Source organism: Mesorhizobium sp. IMUNJ 23232, assembly GCF_044326205.1.
GTDB lineage: Bacteria > Pseudomonadota > Alphaproteobacteria > Rhizobiales > Rhizobiaceae > Kumtagia.
This window is the reverse complement of record NZ_JBIRCY010000010.1, coordinates 169,057-180,675: the sequence shown is the minus strand read 5'-3', so window position 1 is coordinate 180,675 and position 11,619 is coordinate 169,057. Positions and strand designations below refer to the sequence as shown.

The 11,619-nt window shown below is 64.4% G+C and carries 10 protein-coding genes and 1 tRNA gene; 9 read left to right on the top strand and 2 right to left on the bottom strand.

Annotated elements, in window-relative coordinates; genetic code table 11:
• Positions 1-164: 164 nt before the first annotated feature.
• Both ACH196_RS10260 and ACH196_RS10255 read left to right on the top strand, forming a co-directional pair.
• Complete coding sequence (locus ACH196_RS10260; RefSeq protein WP_396646783.1) at positions 165-2,882, top strand: beta strand repeat-containing protein; 2,718 nt, start codon at positions 165-167, stop codon at positions 2,880-2,882.
• A gap of 125 nt (positions 2,883-3,007) precedes the next feature.
• Entirely contained in the window at positions 3,008-3,256 is a 249-nt protein-coding gene (locus tag ACH196_RS10255) for a hypothetical protein (protein ID WP_396646782.1), read from the top strand.
• A gap of 89 nt (positions 3,257-3,345) precedes the next feature.
• Here ACH196_RS10255 and ACH196_RS10250 read toward each other — a convergent pair.
• A tRNA-Thr gene (locus ACH196_RS10250) sits at positions 3,346-3,420 on the bottom strand.
• Between the two features lie 181 nt (positions 3,421-3,601).
• Between ACH196_RS10250 and ACH196_RS10245 the strand changes: the two genes are divergently transcribed.
• Positions 3,602-3,787: a hypothetical protein gene (locus ACH196_RS10245; protein ID WP_396646781.1), complete on the top strand. Its 186-nt coding sequence runs from the start codon at positions 3,602-3,604 to the stop codon at positions 3,785-3,787.
• Positions 3,788-3,923: 136 nt separating this feature from the next.
• On the top strand, positions 3,924-5,213 hold the full coding sequence (gene murA / locus ACH196_RS10240; RefSeq protein WP_396646780.1) for a UDP-N-acetylglucosamine 1-carboxyvinyltransferase: 1,290 nt from the start codon (positions 3,924-3,926) through the stop codon (positions 5,211-5,213).
• An 18-nt stretch (positions 5,214-5,231) separates the two neighbouring features.
• On the opposite strand, the gene htpG is transcribed toward murA, so the two are convergent.
• Positions 5,232-7,112: a molecular chaperone HtpG gene (gene htpG / locus ACH196_RS10235; RefSeq protein ID WP_396646779.1), complete on the bottom strand. Its 1,881-nt coding sequence runs from the start codon at positions 7,110-7,112 to the stop codon at positions 5,232-5,234.
• Between the two features lie 874 nt (positions 7,113-7,986).
• Here htpG and ACH196_RS10230 point away from each other — a divergent pair.
• The 5 genes from ACH196_RS10230 to ACH196_RS10210 all read left to right on the top strand — a co-directional run bounded on the left by ACH196_RS10230 (position 7,987) and on the right by ACH196_RS10210 (position 11,539).
• Complete coding sequence (locus ACH196_RS10230; protein WP_396646778.1) at positions 7,987-8,421, top strand: DUF2948 family protein; 435 nt, start codon at positions 7,987-7,989, stop codon at positions 8,419-8,421.
• A gap of 9 nt (positions 8,422-8,430) precedes the next feature.
• Positions 8,431-9,723, top strand: a complete 1,293-nt coding sequence (gene hisD, locus ACH196_RS10225) for a histidinol dehydrogenase (protein WP_396646777.1) — start codon at positions 8,431-8,433, stop codon at positions 9,721-9,723.
• 7 nt (positions 9,724-9,730) lie between these two features.
• Positions 9,731-10,222 carry a UPF0262 family protein gene (locus ACH196_RS10220; RefSeq protein WP_396646776.1) on the top strand — a complete coding sequence of 164 codons (492 nt, stop codon included), beginning with the start codon at positions 9,731-9,733 and terminating at the stop codon, positions 10,220-10,222.
• A gap of 8 nt (positions 10,223-10,230) precedes the next feature.
• The gene (locus tag ACH196_RS10215) at positions 10,231-11,061 is read left to right on the top strand and encodes an MBL fold metallo-hydrolase (RefSeq protein ID WP_396646775.1); all 831 of its coding nucleotides are present in this window, start codon (positions 10,231-10,233) and stop codon (positions 11,059-11,061) included.
• Between the two features lie 82 nt (positions 11,062-11,143).
• Positions 11,144-11,539, top strand: coding sequence for a low molecular weight phosphatase family protein (locus ACH196_RS10210; RefSeq protein ID WP_396646792.1), 396 nt, complete (start codon positions 11,144-11,146; stop codon positions 11,537-11,539).
• The last annotated feature ends 80 nt before the right edge of the window (positions 11,540-11,619 follow it).

Genomic DNA, 11,619 nt, shown 5'->3' with positions numbered 1-11,619 from the left:
GTCGCGACCAGGATTGTCATCCGCTCTTATCGCAGACGACCTGACGCCAATCCCATCCAACTGGAACTCACCCGCCGCCGGCAATGCCGGCCGGCGAACCCTGCCGCACGCCGGCAGCAACCGCCGCATTTGCGGCAGATCAAACTTTCGGAAGGAAAAATATCATGGCTATCATAGATGGCGACGGAACTGACAACTTCCTGGTAGGCTCGGCGTTCGCCGACACCCTCAACGGCTTCGGCGGCAACGACAGGCTGGCCGGCCTCGGCGGCCCCGATTTCCTCGACGGAAGCGTGGGTATCGACACCGCCGACTACAGCTTCTCTGGCGCGGCTGTCTTCATCGATCGGATCAACTTCACCGCGGAGGGCGGCGACGCGGAGGGCGACACCCTCATCTCGATCGAGAATTTTATCGGCTCCGCCTTTGACGATGGATTTTTCACTGACAACGGCAGCAACGCTATCTTCGGCGGGGCCGGCAACGACTTCATACTCGCCAACGGTGGAGACGACGTGATCGCCGGCGGCCTCGGGGGTGATACGATCTCGGGCGGGGACGGCATCGACCTTGCCAACTACGAGGGATCCAATTTCGGCGTCGTCGTTGACCTCCTGAACGGAAAGGTAAGCGGCGGTGACGCGGCCGGCGACATCCTCAGCGGCATCGAGAACCTCAGGGGCTCGGCGGTTGGAGACACGCTGGGCCTCGACAATTCCAACAACACCATCGATGGCCGCAGTGGCGACGACATCCTGCTGGGCTTCGGCGGCAACGATACGCTCATTGGCGGCGCCGGTTTTGACGACCTGTCTGGCGGCGATCAGGACGACACCTTGACCGGCGGCGCCGACGGCGACTTCCTCAAAGGCGACGCCGGCTTCGATACCGCAGTCTATACGGGTTCGGACGCGGCGGTCTCCATCAATCTTGCCGGCGGCTTCAGCACGGGCGGTGATGCCCAGGGCGATCTTCTCTCTTCCATCGAAAAGGTCATCGGTTCCTTCTTCAACGACGCGTTCCAGGGAGGGGAGGCCGGTGAGCAGTTCTTCGGCAGTCTTGGCATCGACACGATCTTCGGCGGCGGAGCGGCCGACCACCTCGACGGCGGTCTCGACCAGGACAATCTGCACGGCGACGCCGGAGACGACATCCTCGTCGGCGGTTTTGCCGGAGACAACATCGATGGCGGCGACGGCATCGACACCGCGACCTATGTCGACTCAGGCGCCGCCGTCAACATCGTCATGCTGCTTGCCATAGCCCAGGGCGGCGACGCCGAGGGCGACACCTTCACCAATGTCGAAAACCTCAACGGTTCGAACTTCGACGACAATCTTGGCGGCGACACCGGCGACAACCGCATCCGCGGCCTGGACGGCGCCGATCAACTCGGCGGCATTTCGGGCGACGACAGGCTGGAAGGCGGTCTGGGCGACGACACGCTCAACGGCGATGCCGACAACGACACGCTGATCGGCGGCGCCGGAGCCGACAAGCTCGACGGCGGGACCGGCATCGACATCGCCGATTATTCGGCATCGTCAGGCGCCGTTGCGGTTTCGCTTCGCCTCAACAGCGGCTCCGGTGGCGACGCGCAGGGCGATACTTTCACCGGCATCGAGCAGGTGGTCGGCAGCGCCCTCATCGACGATCTCGAAGGCGATAACGCAGCCAACAGGCTGTTCGGTGGCGGCCAGGACGACGTTCTGAGGGGCGGCGGCGGCGGCGACACGCTGGACGGCGGCGCCGGCGGCGACACGCTGCTCGGCGGCGAAGGCAACGATCTCTACATCGTGACCCGTACCGACACCATCATCGAGGCAGCGGGCGAAGGCACCGCCGATCGCGCTGCGGCGACGGAGAGTTTTACACTCGGCAATGGCGACAATATCGAGATCCTGTCGACGACCGAAACAAAGGGATTTTCCGATATCAACCTGACCGGCAACACGCTGAAGCAGGAGATCCTCGGCAACGCCGGCTTCAACGTGCTACACACCGGCGGCGGCACCGCCGACGTGATGAAGGGCTTTGGCGGCAACGACATCTACCGCGTCTTCAATTCGGGCGACATCGTTGTCGAAACCGCCGGCAGCGGCTTCGACCTGGTGCTCGCCGCGGTAGACTACAAGCTCGGAGCCGGCGCCGAGGTCGAGCGGCTGTTCACCAACAGCTCGACCGGAACGTCGGCGATCGACCTGACCGGCAATGCATTCCAGCAGGAGATCGCCGGCAATGCCGGGGCGAACACGCTCCATGACGGCGGCGCCGGCGAATTCGACCTGATGCGGGGCTTCGGCGGCAACGACACTTACCGTGTGTTCAACTCCGGCGACGTCATCGTCGAAAGCACCTCGCAGGGCAACGCCGACAAGGTTGTCGCGGCTGTCGACTACAAGCTTGGCGCTGGCGTCGATATCGAGATCGTGCAGACCAACGGCTCGACCGGCACGACGACGATCGATCTCACCGGCAACGAGTTCGGTCAGCAGATCATCGGCAATGCCGGCGCAAACCGCATCGAGGGCAAGGGCGGCATCGACACGCTGCGCGGCGGCAGCGGGGCGGATACCTTCGTGTTCGCCTCGACGCTGGGCGCGGCCAATGTCGACAAGATCCTCGACTTCAGCGTGCCGGCGGACCGTATGCTCCTGTCCGACGCGATCTTCACCGCGCTCGACACCGGCACTCTGTCGGCGGCCGCCTTCCGCGTCAACAATACCGGCCTGGCGCAGGATGCCTCCGACCACATCATCTACGAGCGTGACAGCGGAAAACTGTTCTACGACGCCGACGGCCTCGGCGGCTTGGCCGGCATCCACTTCGCCACGCTGACCGTCGGACTGGCGCTCACCAGCGCCGATTTTTCGGTGGCGTAAGCCGCTCGACGGTCTGACGGAGCCGCCCGCCCTCTATGGGCGGGCGGCTCTCCATCCATCAGTCAACTTCCCAGTTCAAGCAAGCGCGCGCCCCTCGGGGTCGGTGCGCAATGGAGAACAAATCAATGAAGGCCTGCAAATTCATACGCGGCGGCGAGCCTTTTCGCGGCAAGCAGGGCCTCGACTATTTCGCCGGCATCTCGGCCGAGACTGCCGGATCAGAGGCCATCTGCATGCACCTGCTGGCGATGCCGCTGGGAGCCGCGGCCAAGGCGCATTACGTCGAAGAACGGCCAAAACGCTTTCGGGATCACCAGCAGCGCGAAATGTCGGCCGTCGCGGTCGGGAAGATTCCTCATCTTAGCGGCCGTTAACCCACCTCATTTTGCTGCAGTTTTTGCAACACCAGTGACAGCTGCAAGCCTTCGCTTGCAAGAGCCTCAACGATTTCAACTGGATGGAATGGTGCTGCGAGAGAGGATTGAACTCTCGACCTCTCCCTTACCAAGGGAGTGCTCTACCACTGAGCTACCGCAGCTATCCGGATGCGGCGCCTTCTGCCACATGGTGCCGGCAAGTGCAAGGCATCTGTGAATGCCTTTGTCCCGCCCGCGCGACGCCATCAGCGGGCCGCATTTTTCCGGCCTTGATGAACTGTCGATCACGAGAGCCGGATATCCTATAGTCCTGCGGCTGCAGTGACGATGCCGGACGGGGCCATGGCGGACGAAAAACACGACAAGGCGCACGGAAAGGCCGAGCGCGCCGCAAGGCTCGCCCGGGAACTGCGCGCCAACCTCGTCCGCCGCAAACAGCAGACGCGGTCGAGAGAGGCTGAGGGCGAATTTTTGGCGTCGGCGGACCGCGGTGCGAGCGCGGAGCCTCCGGCGGAAGCCGACGAATGAGCATGACCGCCTCGCCGAGGCGGCCATCGCGCCCCGCTGAACGGGGCATTTCTTGAACCGCGCGGCGCTATCGTCTACAGCGTCCCGCTTGGGTAATCCTGCAAAATCCGGGTGATTCGCCGGGAAAGTGATTTTCATGGACCGCATCAGACTGGTCGGCGGCAACAAGCTCAACGGCCGCATCCCGATCTCCGGCGCCAAGAACGCGGCCCTGCCGCTGATGATCGCGTCGCTGCTCACAGACGACACGCTGACGCTGGAAAACGTCCCGCATCTGGCCGACGTGGAACAACTCATACGCATCCTCGGCAACCATGGCGTCGACTATGCCGTCAACGGCCGGCGCGAGAAGCAGCAGGAAGGCTATTCGCGCACCATCAGCTTCACGGCGCGCAACATCGTCGACACCACCGCCCCCTATGAGCTGGTCTCCAAGATGCGCGCGAGTTTCTGGGTCATCGGGCCGCTGCTGGCGCGCATGGGCGAGGCGAAGGTGTCGCTGCCGGGCGGCTGCGCCATCGGCACCCGCCCGGTCGATCTTTTCCTTGAGGGTCTCGCGGCACTCGGCGCGAAAATCGATGTCGAGAACGGCTACGTTATCGCCAAGGCGAAGAATCGGCTCAAGGGCAACCGCTTCGTCTTCCCGAAAGTATCGGTCGGCGCCACCCACGTGCTGATGATGGCGGCCACCCTGGCGCGCGGTGAGACGGTGCTGGAGAACGCGGCGCGCGAGCCGGAGGTCGTCAACCTCGCCGACTGCCTCAACGCCATGGGCGCCAATATCGTTGGCGCCGGCACCAGCACCATCACCATCCAGGGCGTCGAGATGCTGTCGGGCGCCCGCCAGAAAGTCATTCCGGACCGTATCGAAACCGGCACCTACGCCATGGCCGTCGCCATGGCCGGCGGCGACGTGCTCTTGGAGAACGCGCGGCCGGACCTGCTGCAGACCGCGCTCGACGTCATCTCCCAGACGGGCGCGGAGATCACGCCGACCAATTCCGGCATCCGTGTCAGGCGCAACGGCCACGGCATCCACCCGGTCGACGTGACCACCGAGCCCTTCCCCGGCTTCCCGACCGATTTGCAGGCGCAGTTCATGGGCCTGATGACAATGGCAAAAGGCCGCTCGCGCATCACCGAGACGATCTTCGAAAACCGCTTCATGCACGTGCAGGAGTTGGCCCGCCTCGGCGCCCACATCTCGCTGTCCGGCCAGACCGCCACGGTCGAGGGCGTCGACATGCTGAAGGGCGCGCCTGTCATGGCGACCGACCTGCGCGCCTCGGTCTCACTGGTGATTGCCGGCCTCGCCGCCGAGGGCGAGACCGTCGTCAACCGCGTCTACCATCTCGACCGCGGTTTCGAGCGGCTGGAGGAGAAGCTGTCAGGCTGCGGCGCGGTAATCGAGCGGCTTTCGTCTTAAGGGATAGTTGGCCGGCGGTCACTCCGCCGGCAGCCCCCGCGCAATCAGCCGCGCCAGCCGCTGCGAAAACGCCTTGGCGTCAGCGGGCTTGTCACCGTCCAGCACGCGCGCCTCGTCATAGAGCAGGTGCGCCACGTCTTCCCGGAAAGCCTGCTCCCCCTCGCCCAGCTTCGCCAATGCCACGATGCGCTGGTGGCGCGGGTTGATTTCGAGGATCGGCTTTGCCGCGGCGTCGAGCCGGCCGGCTGCGCTCATCAGCCTTTCGAACTGCCGGTCGGGACCGTTGACCGGCGCCACCAGGCAGACGGCGCTTTCCGTCAGCCGCTCGGATGCCTTCACGTCGGAGACGGCGTCGCCGAGCGACGCCTTCACGAAGGACAGGAACTGCGCGATCTCGGGCGCGGCATCGGGATCGGCCTTCGCCGCCTCGTCCGACAGCGGTATGTCCGAAAGGTCGGTTGCGCCCTGCGTCACCGACTTGAACGGCTTTCCGTCGAACTCCGGCGCGTTCATCACCCAGAAACTGTCGACCGGATCGGTGAGCAACAGCACCTCGAGGCCGCGCGCCTTGAAACCCTCAAGCTGCGGCGAGGCTTCCAGCCGTGCCCGGTCGTCGCCGGCCATGAAGAAGATCGCCTTCTGCTTCTCCTTCATCGCCGAGACATAGTCGGCAAGGCTGCGCCAGCCGTCGATCGAGGCCGTCGAGCGGAAGCGCGCCAGCTTCAGAAGCTGCTCGCGGCGCTCGAAATCCTCATAAATGCCTTCCTTGAGGACGACGCCGAAATTCTCCCAGATTTTTGCGTAGGCATCCGCGTCGTTGTCGGCCAGCTTGGCGAGATCGCCGAGGATGCGGCCGGTGACACCCTTGCGGATGGCCGCCAGCAGCGGGCTTTCCTGGATCATCTCGCGCGATACGTTAAGCGGCAGGTCCGCCGAATCGACGATGCCGCGTACGAAACGCAGATAGCGCGGCAAAAGGTCGGCGTCGTCGGTGATGAACACGCGCTTGACGTAAAGCTTCATCCGCCCCTTGCGGTCCTGATCGAACAGGTCGAACGGCCGCGAGCCCGGCACGAAGGCCAGCACGCTGTATTCGTGCCGTCCCTCGGCGCGGTAATGGATCGTGACGGCCGGCTCGTCATACTGGCCGGCGACGCTGCGGTAGAAGTCGGTATATTCCTCGGGCTTCACCTCGCTCTTCGGTTTCGTCCACAGCGCGCTACCGTCGGCGACCTCCTTCGCTTCCTCACCGGGTTTTTCGACGATGGAAATCGGTACCGGCACGTGCCCGGACTGGGATTTGACCAGTCGTTCCAGCGTGTAGCGCTCCGTGTAGTTTTTCGCGTCGTCCATCAGGTGCAGCACCACGCGGGTGCCGCGCTTCGGCGCTTCATCGAGCGAGGCCGGGCCGATTTCATATTCGCCCTTGCCATCCGAAGACCAGCGCCATGCTTCGCCGCTGCCGGCTTGGCGGGTGATCACGTCGACGCGGTCGGCCACCATGAAGGCCGAATAGAAGCCGACGCCGAACTGGCCGACAAACTGCGCGCCGTCCTTGGCGGCCTCGATGCGCTCCATGAAGGCGCGCGTACCGGAGCGCGCGATGGTGCCCAGCGCCTCGGCCATCTCGTCGCGGCTCATGCCGATGCCGTTGTCCTCGACCGAAAGCTTCTTCGCCTCCGGATCGGCAACAATGCTTATGCGCGGCTTCGGATCGTCGCCGTGCAGTTCGGGCCGCGTGATCGCCTCGTAGCGCAGTTTCTCACAGGCATCCGCGGCATTGGAGATCAATTCGCGCAGAAAGACGTCCCGGTCGGAATAAACCGAATGCACCATCATGTGCAGCAGCTTTGAAACATCGGCCTCGAAGCTTTTGGTCTCGATCGTGCCAGTCGTCATGTCGAACCGTCCGTGCTGGATTTTCGCGCAGGAAATGGCGGGCCGACGGGAATTTTGCAAGGTGTAAATCCGGGGACAGTTTACGCAATTCCGGCGTCGAGCACTGCCGCCACGGCAGCCCGGAAACCGGAATTGCGTAAACTGTCCCCGGATTTAGCCCCGAATTTCCGCACCAAAACGGGGATGGAATTGTCGCCTCAAACTGAAAATATTTCTTTTGGCACAGGCCGTCCTGCAGCCAAGCCCTTGTTTTCGCTCGACCTGCTTTTTCCCTCTGACGCCCAAAAATGCCGGCGGATACGATTCTCATCCCCGCCGCCAAAACCTGGTGCATAATGCCCATCAGTTTCTCCTGCGGGAACGCCGGTCATGACGGTGGTCTGTGGGGAGGAGCCGGCATCCCGGAGAGAGCGGCTAACGTGGCCGTGAAGGCCGGGTGCTGTCCCAGAGTTCCCACATACACAACCTGGAGTATGTCTGCCAGTACGCAACTACATCGCAGGTGCAAGCCGTAAGGCGGTGGTCTTCGTAGCGGAATGGGATGGTGAAAACGTGCCGGACGGGCGGCCGCAAGGTCGCAGATTACTTACTAGATGAGCGAGCTTGCGGTCGCCCGTCTTCCCGAACTTCTCCCTCCGAGGCAGGGAGCACTCTTTGACAATGGCCAGGGCGGATTTCCGCAGCGTGGCAACGATGGAGGTTGGATGCAGGCCCGGAAGAACCCGTCGCCAGACGGACTGGCGCAAGGGGATAAAAGGTAACTGTCCCCGGGCGTTTCCCGCGGAACGACCACAGCCGTCGCTGCGCCGCCGGTTGCGCGCCCCGGCAAGAGCGCATAGTTAGGCAACACCTTGCCGGAGCCGCCCAACAGACCATGGATCAGTTAAAACTAGTCGCCCTCGACGAAGACGATCTGAACATCGTCTCGGCGCATGTACAGGACGCCGTCACGCGGATCGGCGACCTGAAATTCCTGGCGCGCGAGCATCGTTTCGTCGTGCCGATGAACCGCTTTGCCTGGGAAACCCAGACCGGCCTGTTTCCCGGAAAACCGGAGCGCCGCAACAGCATCCTGCATTTCGAGCGGGTGAACTCCGCGAAAGCCGCGGGCCTGCCCCGCGACAAGCCGTTGGAGACGCTGTCGCTGCTGGCGATGCGCTTTTCTCCGGCCGAAGCGCCGGCTGGCATCGTCGAGCTGGTGTTTTCCGGCGGCGGCACGCTGCGCCTCGATGTCGAATGCATCGAGGCAAAACTGTCCGATCTCGGCGGCGCGTGGGAAGCCTCGTCGCGTCCCCGGCACAGGATCTGAGGAGCAGCCTTGGCCATCACGCTTCGCAGTTCCGACGCCGATTTCGAGCAACGCTTCGCCCGTTTCCTGACCACCAAACGCGAAGTCTCGCCAGACGTCGACGACGCCGTGCGCAGGATCATCGCCGATGTCCGGGAACGCGGCGACGAGGCACTGTTCGATTATACGCTGAAATTCGACCGGGCCGATTTTCGCGCATCAGGACTGGCGGTCAGCAAGGGCGATATCGAACGGGCCTATGCCGAGGCAGATCCGAAGACGGTCGAGGCGCTGAAATTCGCCCGCGACCGCATTCTTGCGCACCATAGCCGCCAGAAGCCGAAGAACGACCGCTACACCGATGCCATCGGCGTCGTGCTCGGTACGCGCTGGACGGCGATCGAGGCGGTCGGCCTCTACGTGCCGGGCGGCACCGCCTCCTATCCGAGCTCCGTGCTGATGAACGCCCTGCCGGCGATCGTCGCCGGCGTGCCGCGGCTGGTCATGGTCGTGCCGGCGCCGGGCGGACAGATCAACCCGCTGGTGCTGGTGGCGGCCGATCTCGCCGGCGTCCACGAGATTTTTCGCGTTGGCGGCGCGCAGGCAGTGGCAGCACTCGCCTACGGTACCGAAACGATCCGCCCTGTCGCGAAAATCGTCGGGCCCGGCAATGCCTATGTGGCCGCCGCCAAGCGCCAGGTCTTCGGCACGGTCGGCATCGACATGATCGCCGGCCCCTCGGAAGTCCTTGTGATGGCCGACGGCGCCAACGATCCGGACTGGATCGCCGCCGACCTTCTGGCGCAGGCCGAGCACGACACGGCGGCGCAGTCGATCCTGATCACCGACGACGCCGCTTTCGGCAGGGCGGTGGAGAGCGCGGTCGAGCGGCAGCTCAAACTGCTTCCGCGCGCCGACACGGCAGCCGCGAGCTGGCGCGACTTCGGCGCGATCATCCTGGTCGACGCGCTCGACGAGGCCTTGCCGCTCGCCGACCGTATCGCCGCCGAACATGTCGAGCTCGCCTTCGACGGCGCGGAGGAATTTTTGGCCAGGCTGACCAATGCCGGCGCGGTGTTCCTCGGCCGCCATACGCCGGAAGTCATCGGCGACTATGTCGGCGGCTCCAACCATGTTCTGCCGACAGCGCGTTCGGCGCGCTTCTCATCCGGCCTCTCGGTGCTCGACTTCGTCAAGCGCACCTCGATCCTGAAGCTCGGCCCCGACCAGTTGCGTACGCTCGCCCCCGCCGCTATCGCTTTGGCGAAGGCTGAAGGGCTGGAGGCGCACGGGCGGTCCGTGGCGATCCGGCTGAACGGTTGAGCGGATCATGGGTGGGCCGAAGCGCGACCGCCATACATCCAGGCTGATCGACGTCGAGCTCGACGAATCGATCGGCCGTTCGACGCCCGACATCGAGCACGAACGCGCCGTCGCCATCTTCGACCTGATCGAGGAGAACAGTTTTCAGCCGGTCAACGACGACGGCCACGGCCCCTACCGCCTGAAACTGTCGCTGGTGGATGCGCGGCTCGCTTTGTCCATTGCGCGCGAAAACGGCGAGCCGGTCGTCACCCACATCCTGTCGCTGACGCCGTTCCGGCGGATCGTCAGGGACTACTACATGATCTGCGAGAGCTATTACGAGGCGATCCGCTCGTCGACGCCGAGCCAGATCGAGGCGATCGACATGGGCCGGCGCGGTCTCCACAATGACGGTTCGCAGACGCTGCTCGACCGGCTGGCGGGCAAGGTCGACATCGACTTCGACACGGCGCGCCGCGTCTTCACGCTGATCTGCGTGCTGCATTGGCGGGGTTGAGGAATCCGATGAACGCTCCCAGCCTTTCGATCGGCGATTTCGAGGTGCATATCCTCAAGGATGGGATCTACCGCGCGCCGATCGGCGATGTCATCCATGCGCGCGGCGAAGAGGCTCGGCGATCCGCGCTCGACGCCTGGGGCAGGCCGGAGTTCGCAGTCGACGTGAACTGTTTTGCCCTCGACGGTCCCCACGGCCTGTGGCTGATCGATACCGGCGCCGGCACAGCCTGGGGACCGGCCTACGGCAAGGCGCCCGCCGCGCTGCGGGACGCCGGATTTTCCGCCGGCGAGGTGTCCATCGTACTGCTCACCCATATCCACGGCGACCATGCGCTCGGGCTCTTCGAGGGCGACAAGGCGCGTTATCCCAATGCGCGCCTCCTTGTTCCGCAAGGCGATCTTGCCTATTACGGCGACCGCGCCATTCTCGACGCTACTCCGCCGGAAAAGCGGTCAAGTTTCAGGACGGTTGCAAAACTGCGCGAAGTCTATGGCGAGCGGGTGGAGGCCTTCGAGCCCGGCCCGGTCCTGTACGGCCTTTCGGCGATCGACCTGCCGGGGCACACGCCCGGGCATAGCGGTTTCCTCATCCGTGGCGATCCGGAAACCTTGCTGGTCTGGGGCGACGTCGTCCATCTCGACACCTTGCAGCTCGCCGATCCGGCGGTCGGGTTCAACTACGATCAGGACCCCGGTCTCGCCATGCGAAGCCGGCGGCATGCGCTGGAATCCGCGGCGGGCGAAAACTGGCTCATCGCCGGAAGCCACATCACCGGCATTCATCGCGTCGAGCGTCGCGGCGAAGGCTTCGCCTTCAGCGAGGAGAGCAATGCATGACTTGGGGGCTGACAGTCCCGCGGTCGGCCCGCCCAGGGGGCCAGACGACGCGTTGAGCACCCTTCCCCGCTCGATCCTGTTCATGTGCCGCATGAATGCGGTGCGCTCGCCCATGGCCGAGGCCGAGGCGAGGCGCCTGCTTCCCAAGACCGTCTATGTCGCCTCCGCCGGCATCCGCCGCGGCGAACCGGACCCGTTCGTCGACGCGGTGCTGGCCGAGGACGGGCTGCCGACGGAGCGCCACCGGTCGAAGACACTGGACGATCTGGAGGACGATTATTTCGACCTGATCATCACGCTGGCGCCGGAAGCCCACCACGCGGCGCTGGAACTGACGCGCTCGCTGGCGGTGGATGTCGAATACTGGCCGACACCCGACCCGACAACCGCGACGGGAACTCGCGATCAGATCATGGCCGCCTACCGCGACGTGCGCGAGCGGCTCAAGACTCGTATTTCGGCCAGATTCGGCGTGTGAACAACCGGCTTTGCCGGCGGAATATGCGTGTTCACAAAGCAAGCATAATCATATAGGTTCCGCGCAATTCTCCGGGCCAG